Source organism: Herbaspirillum sp. LeCh32-8, from assembly GCF_017814915.1.
Taxonomy (GTDB): domain Bacteria; phylum Pseudomonadota; class Gammaproteobacteria; order Burkholderiales; family Burkholderiaceae_D; genus Herbaspirillum.
Window position 1 is genome coordinate 130,838 of record NZ_JAGIPZ010000006.1, and the last position, 18,014, is coordinate 148,851.

Here is an 18,014-nt window from a genome sequence, read left to right on the forward strand (position 1 = left end):
TCAGGTTAAATGTCATATTCAGCAAATCAGCTCTGCAACAATCTGGCCCGCAATATGAATTGCTGGACGCCGATCAGATGCTTTCGTTGATTGATGGTGTAAGTAACATGCAGTGGAGTTGGAATCACCAAAAACAAATTATGCGAATTCATTTCATTGGTCTGATGTTCGCTGATTGCCGGCTCCAGTGTGACTAAATACTTGGTCTTGACTCTTATCGCCTCACTTAGAACTTGTCGCCACCGATCTTTACATGTTGTTTTAGCGCCCAACATAGTCAACTTTTCAGCCGGGAAATTGGAATTACGATAGGCGGAAAACGATGGGAAAATAAAATCGGGTTTTGAGCGGTTCTCGGTGAAATTCTCTCGTCCTTTGCCTTGTTCAAACTTGAGCCCATGCGCGCGGAAGAGCGCATCTAAATGATTTTCAAAGGCATGGCCGGCTCGAGATTTTCTGCGATTCTGAACGCTTAGAGAGAATTTGAGAAACTCAGTTACATTGTCATCCTGCCCAAAACCTTCGTTGAGTTTTATTTTAAGGAGATGCCGTTCATATATTCGAAACAGCTTCTCCTCTTGGTTCATCCAGGCCATAAGCGCTTCATCGGGATCGCCAATGGGATTCACATCTGTGCGGATTGAGTCGCGTGCAAACTCGGAAAATAATGTCGTACTAGGAAATCCCTCTGCCCCAAATTTCTCCAGCAAAGACCCCAACCACGCATCATCATCTCGAGTGAAACTAGCGATATCTACACCAAGCTCTTCCAGCATGAGCCTGAGAGGCAAGAGGAACTCTATCGCTCCAATTACTCCAGGGGAAAAACGCTCTTGGATATTATCCAAACCGAAGATCGCACGAAGCTGACTTTCTACTGACCCCCCAGCGGGTGTAAATACCATTAGTAATGAATCATCGCGCAATTTAGCAACGAGTAGAAAATCACCCGGGGCTATTTGCTCTGTTACTGGGCTATCTGGATAGTAAAGGCGATATTCCGGCAGACGAGATTCACTATTGCGCCTGCTGTCATACCAAGACACCTCACTGTCGCAAATGAGAGGAGCTTCGTCGTAGTCGCGAATGTAAACTTGTCGCGCGCGGAAATAGTGAGGTTTGTCCCGAGGTTCGCCTAGCCATTGCTTAAAACCAGCTGCAGGAAGCCCGCCGATTTCGTGCTGATTTGAGCGCCTTTTGTCTGCATCAACTGCGCTCAAGTATTTGGCCGCCACTCCTTCGAAGTAGTCACCAATACGATCATTGAACATACCGATTTAGCCCAATAAATATTTTTAGTTAACGGCTACATTTCGTCGTGATCTGCGAGCGCCCCATCGCTCTTCGCGAGATCAATCTATATTCATTTTAAACCGTATCTAGAATTTATTTGATCGGAATCCTCTGGGTCAAATGAGTGATATAGTGTCACTCATTTGACACATGATTTAGAGGTAACAGTGGATCCAAAATCTGACGACTTGTCTCTCCTGAAGAGAGTGCTCGAAATCTACGATCAGAAATATGTTGCCAACTATTTGAACGCGGTCTCGCCGGACGACTGGTGCAGAGAGACCGTTAATCGTTGGATCAACGGTAAGGCTTCGCCCCGGCTTAGCTATAACGAATTCCAGGCACTGGAGGCATTGCTTCCGAAGCCCAGAACAACCGAGCACCATTTTGATTTCATTGATTTGTTTGCTGGTATTGGAGGCATCCGCCGAGGATTTGAAGACATTGGCGGGCGGTGTGTGCTGACCAGTGAATGGAATAAATATTCGGTCCAAACATATAAAGCAAACCATCATTCTGATCCGGAGTCACATGTCTTCAATGAGGACATACGTGAACTGACACTCTCGAACAACGAGCGCGTCAGTGAGGATGAAGCATATAAATACATAGACAAAGCCGTTCCCGATCACGACGTGCTTCTGGCCGGCTTTCCTTGTCAGCCATTTTCTATCGCCGGCGTTTCCAAAAAGAACTCGCTTGGCATGAAACACGGCTTCGAGTGCAAAACGCAGGGCACTTTGTTTTTTGACGTGGCACGGATCATCGCGGCAAAGAGGCCGGTGGCTTTTGTTTTGGAAAATGTCAAGAACCTGAAGAGCCACGACAAGGGGCGCACATTCAAAGTCATCCGAGAGACCTTGGAGGAACTGGGTTACTGGATCGCCGATTCAGAATTTGAAGGATCGAATGATCCAAAGATATTGGATGGTAAACACTTTGTGCCCCAGCATCGTGAGCGAATTGTTCTGGTCGGCTTCCGTAAGGATCTGAACGTTCACAAAGACTTTTCGCTGAAAAACGTATCTAAGTTCTTCCCAGAAAAAAAGCCCGTGTTAGGCGACATCCTTGAGCCGAATGTCGATGATAAATACATACTGACGCCTAAGTTGTGGGAGTACTTGTTCAACTACTCAGCGAAGCACAAAGAGAAAGGTAACGGTTTCGGATTTGGACTTGTGAAGGAAACCGATATAGCCCGAACTCTTTCAGCCAGATACCATAAAGACGGGTCGGAAATTCTTGTGGATCGGGGCTTTAATCCCAACAAGCCTCTGTCAGAGAAGAACAATCAGAAGAATCGTCCACGTCGTTTAACACCAAGAGAGTGCGCTCGATTAATGGGATATGACGGGCACGATGAAAAGAACTTCCGTATTCCAGTATCGGATACACAGGCATACCGGCAATTTGGCAATTCAGTAGTCGTTCCTGTGTTCGCCGCCGTGGCAAAATTGATGGCGCCCCTCATTATTGAGGCCAAAAGGCGAAACCTCCAGGCTAATGAAAAGGCTGCCTGAACATTGAGTGACGTTCACTCGCCTGAAATCCGCTCTCGTAATATGAGTGCGATTCGAGGACGCGATACAAAGCCAGAACTTGCGATACGGAAGGCCCTTCACCAAAAGGGTTTCCGTTATCGTCTCCATGTAAAGGACCTTCCCGGCGCGCCGGACATAGTCCTGCCGAAATATCGCGTTGCGATTTTTGTGCACGGTTGTTTTTGGCATGGTCACGCATGTCCACTTTTCAAAATTCCAAAAACAAGGACAGATTTCTGGCTGACGAAAATTCAGCAGAACGTGAACAGGGACGCACGCGACTTTGAAAAATTATTAGTAAGCGGATGGAGAGTCAGCATCGTATGGGAATGCAGAATCAAAGGCCCCTACAAGGAAGATCCGGAAGCACTGATTGCCAATTTAGTGAAATGGATAAGCACTGGCACCAAGTCTTCTATCGAGTTTCCAGAGGTCGGTGTCAACCCTGTTTTTTGCCCAAGCTGAGAGCAACACCGTGAGTAACATGAATTGGTTTAACGAATCTGCAGTTCCATTTCCTTTTGTTCGGCTTTGCATCAAATCTAAAGCTCAGCCCTAAGGCTCTTCAACCAGTCGGCCGACGCGATCGTCCTACTTCCGCCATCCATAAGTGCAGACATGTTTGACGCGATCTCACGAGCCGGATCCGAGAACTGCCCCAACTTACTGAATTTACCGAGATCGATAGACTTAAATTTAACGCTGCTTTCACCATTGACCGAAGTGTGACGACCTGCAGTGGATGAAGACGTTATTCCAATTTCATCGAGCGTATTTCGATCAAGGACGGTTGCGATTACCGCAGCACGATCACGTATCTCAAGGTCTGTGAGCAAATACATGGAGGTGGCATTCTTCGTCCAGTAGGGCTTCACCAGAATTGTATGGAGACATTTGATACCAGCGTCTGCGAGCTTACTCAAAACTTGTAGCTCTCCATCATTAATTCCGAATGAAAGCCCTCTCCATGAGGACATGGGGAATTTGTGTTTGATCTCAAAAATCCAAACTTCTTTGTCAATGACAAAAACTCTGTCCAGATTCCACACGGACTGAAAATATGGCTGGATCGCACAGTTGATGAATAAGCGTGGGAGCACCACCCGTTCTCCCACGCGGTCACGGTACTGAGTGAACAGAAACCCCCAGATAGCTTGCTGCTGCCGCAGCGAATCTCTTACTGATGTATTGACCTTAAATGGGGAGTACGGTTTTCCGGATAACTCCGTCATCAGCTCGCTAAGCAATTGGGGTTCCCCAACACGAACTGCTCCATTCATCCTTACCGCGAAGAATTCACCATCCTCATAGTTGACAAGAAACGTGGTGAAGATAGTGCTTAGTCGGGCAAGGTATCTTGCAAGACCCGCTGATTTATTTCGAACCCAGACGAACGCGATCCAACGTTCCTGACTTCTCTGAGTATCAACCACGACACTTTCGACATCCAGCGCAGTGATTTTTTCACCAGACACAGACGGCACATTTGCGACGATCTGATCAAACAAGCTTTCTACGACAAGACCTTCAAGCAATGTGTGCTTGTCTGCACTGAGAATCTCCGCAGCCGTCGCATGATTCGCGAGGTCTAAATCTCGAAGCTCTCCCCATGGTGTTTTCATATTGTCCCCGAGCAATAAAGCTCGGATAGCATACACGGGAAGATGCACTTTGAATAAATATCTGGCGATATTTCGATTGACTAAATTTTGGTATTTTCTATTGGTCAGTGTCTGCAGTATCAATAGAGAAAAGATTGGCATCAAGTAGGCGTGGCAATTCAAGTTCCAAAGCGTTGGCTAGTGCCTCCATATGGTCCACCGAGATATTTCTCGCTCCTCCCTCTACTTGGCTCAGATAGGTCCGACTCATACCTGCCTGGAAAGCAAGTTCTTCCTGAGAAATCTCCTTCAATCTGCGAGCTCTTCGAACATTAAGTCCAAAGATTTCGCGCGCACTTGGCAAGGTTTTAGTCTTTTTCATCGCTCAGAGCATCAGACGCCTAAGAGCGACGGTCTATTATCTAAATAAAACTGTGCGTTAACTTTAAGTCACAATTTATCAAATTATCCCGATTCTGTAACTCCGCCCCACATGTTATCTATATAGACATTGCCCACCTCCCGCCCCAACCCTACCACTCACCATCGGCGCCCCATGCCCTCTGCACCTCCTTCTCCAGACCTCGACCCAGCCATCCTCCTTCGCGCCTGCCAATGGCTCCAAGAATCCGACAGCCTCATCATCACCGCAGGCGCCGGCATGGGCGTCGACTCCGGCTTGCCGGACTTCCGGGGCAACGAGGGTTTCTGGAAGGCGTATCCGCCGCTGCAGAGGGCCGGTATCGCCTTCACCGAGATCGCCAATGGCGAGGCCTTCGGTGAGGATCCGGTGCTGTCTTGGGGCTTCTACGGTCATCGGCTGAACCTGTATCGTGAGACCGTGCCGCATGCCGGGTTTGCTTTGCTGAATGCGTTGGCCGTGACCAAGCCGCACGGGATGTTCGTCTTCACCAGCAATGTCGACGGCCAGTTCCAGAAAGCCGGCGTGGATGAGGAGCGCATTGTCGAGTGCCACGGCGGCATCCATCACCTGCAATGCAGCGACGATTGCGCCGGCGCAATCTGGCCGGCCGATGCGATGGCGCCGCAGGTGGACATGGCGCATTGCCGGCTGGTCTCTCCCCTGCCGCTGTGTCCCTCATGCGGGGCGGTAGCGCGGCCCAATATCCTGATGTTCAACGACTATCGCTGGAACGAACGCCGCACCGATGCGCAGTACGCGCGCATGCGCGCCTGGCTGGACACAGTGACGCGTCCGGTGGTGATCGAGTTGGGCGCCGGCACGGCGGTGCCGTCGGTGCGGCGCATGAGTGAGAGCCTGGGCGCGCCGCTGGTGCGCATCAATCCGCGCGAGTGGCGGGTGGATGGCGCCGATCAGGTCGGCCTGGCTTGCGGGGCGCTGGAGGGCTTGCGGCTCTTGCTGGGGTGAGGGCGCTATCATGGGAAAGTCTTCGGAATTCATGGCGTCACGCGCCCTCCAAGCCCCATGGACAAACAACAATCCCTGCGCCGGGCCAAACGCCTGGCCCTCCTCTGCCTGCTGTTCTCGGTGGCGGTGTTTATCGTCACTTCGCTCTCGCCGCGCGTGTGGTGGGTCGATCTGCTGCGCGCCATGGCCGAGGCGGCGATGGTTGGGGCGCTGGCGGACTGGTTTGCGGTGACGGCGTTGTTTCGTCGCGTGCTGTTGCCGCACACGGCCATTATTCCGCGCAACAAGGATCGCATCGCTGACAATCTTGCGGTGTTCGTCGAAGAGAAATTCCTGAGTACGCAATCGCTGGTTGAGCTGGTGCGTCGACACGATCCGGCGCAGCGTCTGGCCGGTTGGCTGGCCGCGCCGGAGACCGCGCAACGCCTCGGCGCTTACATGGCGCAGGCGGTGGCCGGCGTGTTGACGCTGACCGACGATCGCAAGATCCAGGGCTTTGTGCGCGATGCGCTGCGCACCGCGCTTCACAAAGTGGATCTCTCTTCCTCGCTGGCCACGATCCTCGATACGCTGACGCAGGACGGTCGTCACCAGCAGCTGTTGGATCGCGCCATTGTGCAGGTGGTCGAGTTGCTTAACCGAGAGCAGACGCGCGCCTTCATTGCCGAGAGCATGGTCGAGTGGCTGAAGCGCGAATATCCCAAGGTCGAGAAGGTGCTGCCCTCCAACTGGATCGGCGAAAAATCCGCCGAGACCTTGGCCGACATTATCGACAAGCTGCTGACCGGCATCGCCGAGGATCCGCAGCACTCGCTGCGCCAGGCTTTTGATCGTCAAGTGGCCGCCTTCGTCACGCGTCTGAAGGAGGATGAGGGCCTGCGCGAGCGTGCTGAGCAGATCAAGCGCGAGTTGCTGGAGGGCGAGGCGGTGAGCGCTTACGTGGCGGGGTTGTGGAACACGCTGCGTGAATGGATACGCCAGGATCTGGCGGGCGAGGACTCAGCATTGCGCGCCAAGGCAGCCGGCGCCACGCAGTGGGTGGGGCACGCGTTGCTGGAGGATGCGGAGCTGCGCGCCTCTTTCAACCGTCACCTGGAGCAGGCGATCGGCACGCTCAGTCCCGAGGTGGCGCGCTTCTTGAGCAAGCACATCAGCGACACGGTGAAGAACTGGGATGCGGCGGAGCTGTCGCGGCAGATCGAGTTGAACATCGGGCGCGATTTGCAGTACATCCGGATCAACGGGACGGTTGTCGGTGGGTTGATCGGGGCGCTGTTGTTTGGGGCGTCGGTATTGATGCAGTGGTTGGCGGGGTGGCCTGCGTTGTAGCGTTTGCTGCAGGTGCGGGGTTTTGTCTTTATCTGTATTGCTTGTGCGAACGCATGCGGGTGACGCTGACATTGCCTGTGCTTTGACGGTGGTTTAACGACACTGGGTCCCTGCTTTCGCAGGGACGACATGGAGACAAGAACCTGAACCTCCTGCAGTTCCAGCAACCGCCTGCCTGTTGTTCCTGCTCTCGCAGGGACGACACGGAGACAAGAACTTGAATCTCCTGCTGTTCCAGCAACCGCGTGTCTGTTGCGCCTGTTTTCGCAGAGATGACAGGGAGACAGCAACTTGAACCTCCTGCCGTTCCAACAACCACCTGTCTGTCGTCCCTGCGAAAGCAGGGACCCAGCGTCGTTCGTCGCGCATCCCTGACCTGTGAGACAGCAGCAAGAGCCCAACCTCATCGCATCGAAACCGTCACACGCGTCAGGCAGCCATCCGCACCTTCACTCGCGCAATCACCCGCCCTCTCCGCTAACCAAACAACTCAAAAAATAGAAAACCCGGACCGCCCCGAGAACAACTCCAGCGCCCTGCCCCCCGCCAGCGAATTGCCGTGCACGTCCAGCGCCGGCGACCACACGCACAGCGCCATGCGGCCCGGGACCACCGCCAGGATGCCGCCGCCGACGCCGCTCTTGGCCGGCAGGCCGATGCGGAAGGCGAAGTCGCCGGCGGCGTCGTAGGTGCCGCAGGTCAGCATGATGGAGGCCACGCGCCGCACTTCGCTGGGCGTGAGCAAGGCCTCGGAGACGCCGAGCGCCGTGCCGTAGTGCACCAGCAATTGCGCGGCGCTCACCAGCTCGGCGCAGCTCATCTCGATCGAGCATTGGCGGAAGTAGGTCTGCAGCACATCGTCCACCGGCGACTTCAGGTTGCCGAAGCTCTTGATGAAGTTCGCCATGGCTGCGTTGCGAAAGCCGTGCCTGGCCTCCGATTGCGCTACGCGCGGATTGAAGTTGATGTCTTCCACGCCGCTGATCTGGCGGATGAATTCCAGGATCGCCAGGTGCGGGTTCACGTACTGGCTGCACAGGATGTCGGTCACCACCAGCGCGCCGGCGTTGATGAAGGGATTGCGCGGAATGCCCTGGTCGGTCTCCAGCTGCACCAGCGAGTTGAACGGATTGCCCGAGGGCTCGCGCCCCACGCGCTGCCACAGCGCATCGCCCAGCTTGCGATACGCCATGATCAGGGTGAAGACCTTGGAGATGCTCTGGATCGAGAAGCGCTCATGCGCATCGCCGGCGGTGAAGGTGCCGCCGTCCGGCAGGTAGAGCGCGATGCCCAGCTTGTTGCGGTCGATGTGGCCGAGCTCGGGGATGTAGTTGGCCACCTTGCCCTGCAGCGTCAGCGGGCGGACTTCCTCCAACACCTGTTCGAGGATGGGACTGAAATTGAAGGCGGTATCCATGCGGTCGTCGGCGGCAAGAGTGGTGATCGGAGCAAGGCGATAGGCGCATCATGCCATCCGCCTTGTCCGCACGCCAAGCCGTCACCTCACGTCGCCTGCCGGCGTGTCGTGCCGCCCGCCCCTCTGATGCCCGCCAATCCCCGTCAGGCCAGCCGCAGCGCATTGGGCACCGCGATGGTGCGCAGCGCCGGCCCTTGCGCGGGATTGAGCTTGAACACCGACACCAGCCGCGTCAGCTGCGCCGCCTGGTCCTGCAGCGACTGCGCGGCGGCCGCGGCCTGCTCCACCAGCGCGGCGTTCTGCTGCGTCACCTGGTCCATCTGCACGATGGCCAGGTTGACCTGTTCGATGCCGGCGCTTTGCTCGTTGCCGGCGGCGCTGATCTCGGTCACCACGGTGCTCACGCGCTGCACGCTGGCCACCACTTCATGCATGGTGGCGCCGGCCTGTTCCACCAGCTTGCTGCCGTTGCCCACGCGCTCGACCGAGTCGGCGATCAGTTCCTTGATCTCCTTGGCGGCGGTGGCGCTGCGCTGGGCCAGCGAGCGCACTTCGGATGCCACCACTGCGAAGCCGCGGCCCTGCTCGCCGGCGCGCGCGGCTTCCACTGCGGCGTTCAGGGCGAGGATGTTGGTCTGGAAGGCGATGCCGTCGATCACGCCGATGATGTCGACGATCTTCTTCGACGATTCGTTGATCGCGCCCATGGTGTCCACCACCTGCCCCACCACTGTGCCGCCGCGCTGCGCCACCGACGACGCCGAGTCGGCCAGCTGGTTGGCCTGGCCGGCGTTGTGCGCGTTCTGCTTGACGGTGGAGGTCAGCTGTTCCATCGACGAGGCGGTCTCTTCCAGCGAGGCCGCCTGCTCCTCGGTGCGCGAGGAGAGATCGAGGTTGCCGCGTGCGATCTCTGTGCTGGCCGTGGCGATGGTGTCGGTCGACACGCGCACCTGGCTGACGATGTCTTGCAGGTTGTCGTTCATGGTCTTCAGGGCGCGCAGCAGCTTGCTGGTTTCATCGCGACCGCTGTGGTCGATCTCGGAGGTGAGGTCGCCCGCCGCCACCGTCTCGGCCACGCGCACCGCACGGTCCAGCGGCCGGGTGATGCTGCGCGTGATCATCCACGCGATCGCGGCCGCCACCAGCAAGCCGGCCCCGGCCAGGCCCAGCAGCAGGTTGCGCGCGTTGGCGTAGTTCTGCTCCACTTCATCGCCGGCCGTCTTCATCATCTGGTGCTGCTGCCTGATCAGCGCGTCGGCCGCGTTCATGTAGGCGCTCTGCACCGGTCGCACCTCGCCGATCAGCACATCGATGGCGCCGTCCTTGGTGCCTTCCTTCACCATCGTCAGCACCTTGTCGCGCTTGGCGAGGTAAGCGTCCTGCGCCTTGAGCAAGGCGGCCAGCGAGGCGCGGCTGGCGTCATCCACCAGCAGCTTGTCGAGCTGCGCCAGATCTTCGCGCGTGGCGCGGTCGGCGCCGACGATGCGGTCCGACTCGCTCTTGATCTGCGCCTCGTCCTTGAGCAGCAGGATATTGCGCACCGAGCGCGCCACCAGGTTCAGCTGGTCGACGATATCGCCGGCCACCACCGTCTTCGGATACTTGTCGTGGATGACGTCGTTCATCTGCCGGTTCAGTTGCCCCAGCCGGGTGATGCCCGACGCGGCCATCACCAGCATCAGCGCCATCAAGAGGCCGAAGCCGAGCCACAGGCGCACGCGGATTGTTACGTTGGAAATATGCACGTTGATTCCCCCTTGTCGTCAAGACAACCGGACTGCTTATCGATGATGGTGTGCGGCAATTCGCCAGGGATGAGCGTGGGCAGGATTGGCGGCCGCCGGATGCTGGTGCTGCGTTGGTGCTGTGTCGATGCTGCTCTTGCAGCATAGGAAAGAAAGCGCGCCGACGCCAAGCCCGATTACGCGGGCAAAGCTCGGCTATTTCTCGATATGGAAAGGCGCGCCGGGGCGGCGCGACCCGGCGTCAGTCGCCCAGGTCGATGGTGGCGGCCAGCGCAATGCCGGCGGGCGGCTCGTACATTGCCAGCACCCAGGCCTGCTGGCCGGTGCGCGGCAGCGCGGCCTGTGCGTCCAGGGTTTGGATGAAGAAGTTGATGGAGGCGCGGTCGAGGCCGGCGAAGGGATCGTCCAGCAGCGTCAGCGTGGCGTTGGCGGCGAAGGCGGCGGCCAGGTAGACCTTGCGCTTGCTGCCGGTGGAGAGCATGAAGAGCTTTTTCTCCAGGTGCGGCGTGAGCGAGAGTCCTTCGGTCAGCGCCGGCAGGCGGGCCTCGTCGAAGGCCGGGAAGTGCTTGCGCATGGCGGCGAAGAATTCGGGCGGGGTCTGCTGGTCGTAGGCTTCGGTGCGCGGGTCGACGTAGAACACGCGGCGGCGATAGGCCTCGCTGTCTTCGTCCAGGCGGATACCGTCCAGTTGCAGCACGCCGTCTTTCACCGGCATCTGGCCGGCCAGCAGTTGCAGCAGCGTGGTCTTGCCGCGACCGTCGCCGCCGCGCACCAGCGTCACGCCGGGCGCGATCTTGGCGGACAGGTCATGGAACAGCGGCAGATCTGGATAGCTGAAGTTGAGGCGGGAGACTTGCAGCACCGCATCGGAGGGCGGCGGTGCGTTCATCGGCGAGGCTCGCGCGCGGCCTGCTTTTCCTTGCGGGCGTCGACCAGCATTGCGATGGCGAAGGCCAGCGGCGGGTACAGCAGGATGACGGCGGCCCAGTCGTGGTCGGACAGAACCATCAGGCCGGCGATGCACAGGTCGATCGCCATCAGGAACATCAATGGCCAGCCCACAGGCGCGCCAAGGAAGGTCTTCGGTCTCTTGTTCTTGAAGTACAGCATGCCATTCACCACTGTTGTTATCCGCTTCAATTGTTCGCGTGGATTGCGCCGGCACAGCGATGCTGATGACTGCCTGGCAACAATGCAGCGAAGGGTTGTCTCCTGCCGACGATTATAAAAGATGTTGGCGGGCGCAGCGACGTCGGCGCGGCAGGTGATCAATGTTCCCGCAGGGCAAATCAGAAACCAAAATCGGTCGCCGCAATCACACCGGACAGGGAAGCTCATCGCTCCCCGCCGTTATTTCCGACGGCTGCGCCGGGCCGACGCTGATGCGAACAACAAACAAGAGCAGCGCGACGCCAACACCGCCTGCCGCAGCCGGCCACGCCAACCTCATGCAACGGAGCAACATGGACAAGGCCACTCCCCTGAAGGTGCTGTCGATTTTCGGCACGCGCCCGGAAGCCATCAAGATGGCGCCGCTGGTCAAGGCGCTCGATGCCGAACCCGAGATCGATTCCATCGTCTGCGCCACCGGCCAGCATCGTCAGATGCTGAACCAGGTGCTGGACCTGTTCGACATCCGCGCCGACCGCAACCTCGACGTGATGGTGCCGGACCAGACCTTGAACGGCCTGTCGTCGCGGCTCTTCAGCGAGATCGACAAACTGCTGGCCGAGACCGCGCCGGATCGCGTGCTGGTGCACGGCGACACCACCACCGCGATGGTGGCGGCGCTGGCCGCCTTCCATCGCCGCATTCCGGTGGGCCACGTGGAGGCCGGTCTGCGCACGCACGACCTGAACCAGCCCTGGCCGGAAGAGATGAACCGCCGCACCATCGACGTGGTGAGCGATTTGATGTTCGCCCCGACCGAGCAGTCGCGCCGCAACCTGGAAGCGGAGAACCTGCAGGGCCGCGTGCTGGTGACCGGCAACACCGTGATCGACGCGCTGCAGATGTCGGTGACGCGCATCGACGCCGATGCGACCCTGCGCGGCAACCTGGACGCCGCGCTGCCGGCGCTGGATCCGCAACGCAAGCTGCTGCTGGTGACCGGCCACCGGCGCGAGAATTTCGGCGAAGGCTTCCGCCAGATCTGCCGCGCGCTGGCCAAGCTGGCGCAGCGCGACGACCTGCAGATCGTCTATCCGGTGCACCTTAATCCTAACGTGCGCGAGCCGGTGATGCAGGAGCTCTCGGGCCTGCCGCACCTACACCTGATCGAGCCGCTGGACTACTTCCAGTTCGTGCGGTTGATGCAGCAGGCGCACGTGATCCTGACCGATTCCGGCGGCGTGCAGGAAGAGGCGCCGGCGCTGGGCAAGCCGGTTCTGGTGATGCGCGACGTCACCGAGCGACCCGAGGCGGTGGCCGCCGGCACGGTCAAGCTGGTGGGCACCGACGTCGGCCGCATTGTCGACACCGTGGCCACGCTGCAGAGCGAACAGGCGCTGTGGAAGAGCTTCGCGCGCAAGCACAATCCGTACGGCGATGGCCATGCCTGCCGCCGCATCGTGGATGCCATTCTCGGTCGCGAGGTGCAGCCCTTCGCCGCTTGAAGAAAGTCGCACAGCTCATCCGCACGCGATGCTGCGAAGGGTTGGGCGATGCCTGCCGCAGGCTTGCCGGGCACGCATCGCGCGCGTGAGTTTTCTTGAATTTTTCCGACGAAAGCCGGTCATCTTTTCCTACGCCTGAAAACATTTTGAAACACTTTTGTGCAGGCGTCGCCGTCGGTCGGGACGTCGGGCATGGCACGCCGGAATTCGCGAAAAAGTCCGTTCCGCAACACCGCGATGCATGCGCGAAATGTCCGCAGCCCGACTGAGCCGTCGACGCGCCAGCGTGACAGCGCTGCGCAAAATTTAGGCAGCGACACAGCGCTGCGCTCGCGTCATATCCCCCTCCTTCCACGCCGCCGAGGCGCTGCAGAAAATTCAGAAATCTCAAGAAACTGAGATAGAAACTGCAACCAAATGTTGAGCTACCGCGTCGTAAATCCACGCAACCGAGCAGTAACAAGAAGCTAGGATCCGGCGCCGCCGAATCCAGACAACAACCAGCCTCATCCCTGCCGCACGTCCAGTGCGCGCGGCAGGATAGCAGCCCGGCGAACCTATGTGCAGGCGGGCAGAGGCATTTCTCTTGCGACAGGAATTTATGATTGCCCGCCATCCGTCTCATGCACGTGCTTCGCTCTCCACTTCGTCTTCCCGCCGCGCATTGCGCGCAAGTCTCTTCATTTCCGCGACGGCCGCGCTGATCGCTTCCTCGTTGGCCCAGGCAGCGCCCACCGGCGCGGCTGATGCCTTGCGCAAGCTGGCCGACGACACTTGGATCCAGCGCCGCGAAACGCTCTCCGCGCTGGGCTTCACCACGCCGCTGGTGCTGGCCTCCAACGACAGCAGCCGCGAGATCTATCTGCCGGTGCCGGCCAACGTGCCGCTGTCGGATGCGACGCTGAAGATGGACGCCAAGTACCTGCGCGCCGACGGCGGCCGGACCACCATGGTGCTGTCGGTGGACACCTTCCCCGCCGCCGCGCGCGCCATGACCGCCGACCAGGGCGACGCCAGCCTGACGCTGGGCATCGACGGCGCGCCGCGCAGCAACGGCTTCGTGCGCATGTCGGTGAACTGGACCACCATGCTCTCCGGCCTGACCATGTGCTCCGATCCGCGCACGCCCGGCAACGTGCTGCGCGTGGCGCCGAGCTCGTCCTTCAGCTATCGCTACGACAGCCGCGCCATCGGCGACCTGCGCACCGCCTGGGGCGCGTTGCCGGCGGTGGCCTCGATCATGGTGGCCGGCAAGGACCTGGACCAGCAATCCTATGACACCGCCTGGCGCATCGGCGTGGCGCTGGAGCGCGCCGGCAAGCACAGTCGCGTGACCGCATTGCCGCAGGTAGGCGACAAGATCGAGCTGTCGCGCCTGAATGTGCCGGAAGGCCTGAAGTCGGTGCCGGCCTTTGCCGCGCTCGCGGGCAGCGGCGAACACGTACTGAAGGATCAGGCCGAGCTCGGCGCGCTGATGGCGATCGGCCAGAACGGCGCCGACGGCGAGCTGCGCGGCGACATCGTCGTGGGTGACCAGAAACTGCTGGGCGCGATCGACGCCGCCATGAACGCCCTGCAACAGCAGGTGCAGTCGAGCGCGCCGGACGCCGCCGCGGCCTTCGCCGACTGGCGTCGCCGCGTGCAGCCGCAGAGCGCCGGCCTGGACGGCAAGGAGCTGCGGCTGGCGTCGGCCTTCGGCCATCCGGTGATCCTGGCCGGCCCGCAATCGGGCACCGCGTTTGCCAGCATGTTCGACAACTACTGGCGCAACATTAGCGGCTCGCCGACCCTGATCGCGCGCACCGCGCACAAGCCCAATACCGGTGAAGACTTCATCCTGCTGAAGAACCTGGGCGGCGCGCCCGGCAGCTTCGACGTGATGAGCCGCGCCGACTGGACCGCCTCCTTCGACATCGCCGAGGTCGCCAGCAACGGCCGCCTGCCGTCCGAACTGGTGCTGGACGTGTCGGCCGCGCCGGGCGCGGGACGCACGCCGCCGGTGGCGTCGGTGTTCCTCAACGACGTGCTGCTGGGCGCCAAGAGCCTGCAGGCCAACGGCCAGCGTGAGCGCATCACCGCGCGCATTCCGCCCAACGCCTTGGCGGCGCAGAACCAGCTGCGCGTGGCCTTCGTGCGCCAGCCCTCCAGCGACAACTGCCGCGAAACCCCGCAAGCCTTCCCGGTGGGCGTGCTGGCTTCCAGCCACGTGAAGCTGGACAAGGCAAAGGACGAGCCCAACTTCACCGGCATGGTGCGCCGCTTTGCGGCCGGCGCCGAGCTGATGGTGCCGCGTGCGTATCTCAATGACGTGCCGGCCAGCCTGCAGCGCGTGATCATGGTCGCGGCCAGCGCCGGCCTGCCGGCCGACAAGACCAAGTTGACCATCGTCGACGACGGCAAGGACGCCGCGCCGGCCGGCGACTTCCTCGCCTTCGACATTCCCTTCAAGGACAACAAGGGCTTGGTGCAGGTCAAGGGCAACACGCTGGTGATGAACGACAGCTCGGCCAAGCCGATGCTGGACGTGACCGGCTTCAACCGCCTCGGCATTCTTGAAGTGGCGCAGGCCGGCGGCAAGCAGGGCGTGGTGTGGCGCAGCGTGGGCGAGCAAAAGCCGGTGATCGCCAAGCCGTTCTCGCTGTCCTCCGGCAATGTGGCGGCGGTGGCGTCCTCGGGTTTGCTATCCGAGATCGACACCAACGACAGCACCGGCCGCGACTACGTGCAGGACGCGCCCTCGCTGACCATCCCCGACATCCTGTGGTGGGTGGTGCCTCTGACCATCATCGGCCTCTTCATCCTGCTGCTGGTGCTGGCAAGCCGCGCACGTCGCCGCCGCATGCGTGAGCAGGAGCGCGAGCAAGAGTTGAAGAAGCAGCAAGGACCCGAGCAGTAAGCGGCGGAGCCAGCGATATGTTTTCCACCGCCAACGCCACGGCCCAGCTCAATTTCCTGTTCGCCAATTACTATGCGGCGCTGGAAATTGCGGCCGCCGTGGTGGCCGTCCTGATCCTGCTGTCGGCGCTTGACGACCTGCTGTTCGACATCTGGTACTGGGCGCGCCGCATCTGGCGCCGCTTCACCATCGAGCGCACGCGCACCCCGCTGACGGTGGAGCAACTGCGCGAGCGCGACGAGCAGCCCATCGCCATCATGGTGCCGGCCTGGCTGGAGGCCGACGTCATCGCGCAGATGATCGAAGACATGGTGGCGGTGCTGGACTACCAGCGCTACCACGTCTTCGTCGGCACCTACATCAACGACCAGGCCACCATCGACGAGGTCGAGCGCATGCGGGTGCGCTACAAGCAGCTGCATCGCGTCGAGGTGCCGCACGCCGGGCCGACCTGCAAGGCCGACTGCCTGAACTGGGTGGTCAAGGCCATCTTCGCCGGCGAGCAGGAGCTGGGCATGAAGTTCGCCGGCGTGGTCCTGCACGACAGCGAAGACGTGCTGCACCCGCTGGAGCTGAAGTTCTTCAACTACCTGCTGCCGCGCAAGGACATGATCCAGCTGCCGGTGGCCTCGCTGGAGCGCGAGTGGTTCGAGCTGGTGGCCGGCACCTACATGGACGAGTTCGCCGAGAGCCATGCCAAGGACATGATGGTGCGCGAAAGCGTGGCCGGCATGGTGCCCTCGGCCGGCGTGGGCACCTGCTTTTCGCGCAAGGCCCTGAAGGGGCTGATGCAAGAATCCGGCGGCGAGCCCTTCAACATCGCCAGCCTGACCGAGGACTACGAGGTCGGCACCAAGCTCTCGCAGATGGGCATGCAAACCATCTTCGCGCGCTTCCCCGTGAAATTCACAGTGCGCCGCAAGCCCTGGTTCTTTGGCGACCGCGACAGCGTGAAGGAGAGCACGCTGGAGATGCCGCTGTCGGTGCGCGAATACTTCCCCGATACCTTCCGACAGGCCTACCGCCAGAAGGCGCGCTGGGTCATCGGCATCGGTCTGCAGAGCTGGGAGCAGATGGGGTGGAAGGGCTCGCTGGCCGAGCGCTACCTGCTGCTGCACGACCGCAAGGGCGTGGTGACCGCCTTCGTCAGCATGCTGGGCTATGTGCTGGCGCTGCAGTTCATCCTGTTCTCGGCGGCCACCACCTTCAACCTGTGGGAGGTGTTCTATCCGCCGCTCCTGGCCGGCGACGGCTGGTGGCGCACGGTATTGCTGTTGAACGCACTGGCCATGCTCAACCGCGCCGCGCACCGCTTCTACTTCACCGCCGAGCTGTACGGCTGGCGTCACGGCCTGATGGCGCTGCCGCGCATGGTGGTGTCCAACTTCGTCAACTTCATGGCGGTGGCGCGCGCCTGGCGCATGTTCCTGCTCTACCTGTTCGCGGGCAAGACGCTGGCGTGGGACAAGACCATGCACGACTTCCCCACCGAAGGCATCGCCGCCCGACCGCGCCTGCGCCTGGGCGACCTGCTCAAGACCTGGCAGGCGGTGGACGACGTCACGCTGGCGCGCGCGCTGGAAGAACAGCGCCGCACCCACCTGCCGCTGGGCACCGTGATGGTGAGCAACGGCTGGCTGGACGAGGAAACCCTGGCCGAGGCGCTGGCCTATCAGGAGCGCCTGCCGCGCGTGAACCTGACCCGCGAGCTGGTCGAGCAGCATGCCGGCCTGCTGCCGCATGAAGTCAGCGCCCGCCTGCGCGCGCTGTACATCGGCCCCGGCGTCGATGGCCGTCCCGACGAGGGTTTGGCGCGCGTCGCAGTGGCCAGCGCGTTGACCGACGAAGGCCGCGCCGAGCTGGAGATCGCGCTCGGCCGTGTGCCCTTTGCCATGGTCGCGCGCGAGTCCGAGATCGCCGCCGGCCTGCGCCTCTTGCGCGGCCAGCGCAACGCCTTCGACAAGGCGCAAACCGAGGCACGCGTGCCGCTCCTGGGCGACCTGCTGATTGCCAGCGGGCTGCTGTCGCGCGAGACCTTCGACGCCGCCATGCGGCGCTACCGTCCGGATCGCCACGGGCGCATCGGCGACTACCTGGTCAATGAATCGGTGATCTCGCGCGAGGCCATCGAGCAGGCCGTCAGTCGCCAGCGCGAGCTGCTGGCGCAGGGCGGGCCATCTGCATGAC

Annotated in this window: 14 protein-coding genes; 7 read left to right on the forward strand and 7 right to left on the reverse strand. The window is 60.5% G+C overall.

The window, feature by feature from the left end:
• Nucleotides 1–26: 26 nt before the first annotated feature.
• Nucleotides 27–1,271, reverse strand: a complete 1,245-nt coding sequence (locus J8I26_RS12790) for a type II restriction endonuclease (protein WP_209607495.1) — start codon at nt 1,269–1,271, stop codon at nt 27–29.
• Between the two features lie 189 nt (nt 1,272–1,460).
• Between J8I26_RS12790 and dcm the strand changes: the two genes are divergently transcribed.
• Together dcm and vsr are read left to right on the forward strand one after the other, a co-directional pair.
• Nucleotides 1,461–2,813 (forward strand): DNA (cytosine-5-)-methyltransferase, encoded by a 1,353-nt coding sequence (dcm, locus tag J8I26_RS12795; RefSeq protein ID WP_348635319.1) that lies wholly within the window; start codon nt 1,461–1,463, stop codon nt 2,811–2,813.
• Nucleotides 2,814–2,816: 3 nt separating this feature from the next.
• A complete protein-coding gene (gene vsr / locus J8I26_RS12800; RefSeq protein WP_209607497.1) occupies nt 2,817–3,299 on the forward strand; it encodes a DNA mismatch endonuclease Vsr in 483 nt (160 codons plus the stop codon).
• 77 nt (nt 3,300–3,376) lie between these two features.
• On the opposite strand, the gene J8I26_RS12805 is transcribed toward vsr, so the two are convergent.
• Nucleotides 3,377–4,456 (reverse strand): hypothetical protein, encoded by a 1,080-nt coding sequence (locus tag J8I26_RS12805; protein WP_209607498.1) that lies wholly within the window; start codon nt 4,454–4,456, stop codon nt 3,377–3,379.
• A gap of 97 nt (nt 4,457–4,553) precedes the next feature.
• Nucleotides 4,554–4,817 carry a helix-turn-helix transcriptional regulator gene (locus J8I26_RS12810; protein WP_209607499.1) on the reverse strand — a complete coding sequence of 88 codons (264 nt, stop codon included), beginning with the start codon at nt 4,815–4,817 and terminating at the stop codon, nt 4,554–4,556.
• A 279-nt stretch (nt 4,818–5,096) separates the two neighbouring features.
• On the opposite strand from J8I26_RS12810, the gene J8I26_RS12815 reads away from it, so the two are divergent.
• The gene (locus J8I26_RS12815) at nt 5,097–5,825 is read left to right on the forward strand and encodes a Sir2 family NAD-dependent protein deacetylase (RefSeq protein WP_245200302.1); all 729 of its coding nucleotides are present in this window, start codon (nt 5,097–5,099) and stop codon (nt 5,823–5,825) included.
• A 57-nt stretch (nt 5,826–5,882) separates the two neighbouring features.
• Nucleotides 5,883–7,154: a DUF445 family protein gene (locus tag J8I26_RS12820; RefSeq protein ID WP_209607501.1), complete on the forward strand. Its 1,272-nt coding sequence runs from the start codon at nt 5,883–5,885 to the stop codon at nt 7,152–7,154.
• Nucleotides 7,155–7,644: 490 nt separating this feature from the next.
• On the opposite strand, the gene J8I26_RS12825 is transcribed toward J8I26_RS12820, so the two are convergent.
• The 4 genes from J8I26_RS12825 to J8I26_RS22680 form a co-directional block, all read right to left on the reverse strand.
• A complete protein-coding gene (locus J8I26_RS12825) occupies nt 7,645–8,571 on the reverse strand; it encodes a glutaminase (protein ID WP_209607502.1) in 927 nt (308 codons plus the stop codon).
• Between the two features lie 143 nt (nt 8,572–8,714).
• Nucleotides 8,715–10,316, reverse strand: a complete 1,602-nt coding sequence (locus J8I26_RS12830; protein ID WP_209607503.1) for a methyl-accepting chemotaxis protein — start codon at nt 10,314–10,316, stop codon at nt 8,715–8,717.
• A gap of 241 nt (nt 10,317–10,557) precedes the next feature.
• Nucleotides 10,558–11,205, reverse strand: a complete 648-nt coding sequence (locus J8I26_RS12835) for an ATP-binding cassette domain-containing protein (RefSeq protein WP_209607504.1) — start codon at nt 11,203–11,205, stop codon at nt 10,558–10,560.
• Nucleotides 11,202–11,654: a hypothetical protein gene (locus tag J8I26_RS22680; protein ID WP_245200303.1), complete on the reverse strand. Its 453-nt coding sequence runs from the start codon at nt 11,652–11,654 to the stop codon at nt 11,202–11,204. Before J8I26_RS22680 ends, J8I26_RS12835 begins: the two co-directional genes overlap by 4 nt.
• A gap of 125 nt (nt 11,655–11,779) precedes the next feature.
• On the opposite strand from J8I26_RS22680, the gene wecB reads away from it, so the two are divergent.
• From wecB to J8I26_RS12855, 3 genes are all read left to right on the forward strand, one after another.
• Nucleotides 11,780–12,931: a UDP-N-acetylglucosamine 2-epimerase (non-hydrolyzing) gene (gene wecB / locus J8I26_RS12845; protein ID WP_209607505.1), complete on the forward strand. Its 1,152-nt coding sequence runs from the start codon at nt 11,780–11,782 to the stop codon at nt 12,929–12,931.
• A 601-nt stretch (nt 12,932–13,532) separates the two neighbouring features.
• A complete protein-coding gene (locus J8I26_RS12850) occupies nt 13,533–15,827 on the forward strand; it encodes a cellulose biosynthesis cyclic di-GMP-binding regulatory protein BcsB (protein WP_209607506.1) in 2,295 nt (764 codons plus the stop codon).
• A gap of 17 nt (nt 15,828–15,844) precedes the next feature.
• Nucleotides 15,845–18,013, forward strand: coding sequence for a glycosyl transferase family protein (locus tag J8I26_RS12855; protein ID WP_209607507.1), 2,169 nt, complete (start codon nt 15,845–15,847; stop codon nt 18,011–18,013).
• The last annotated feature ends 1 nt before the right edge of the window (nt 18,014 follow it).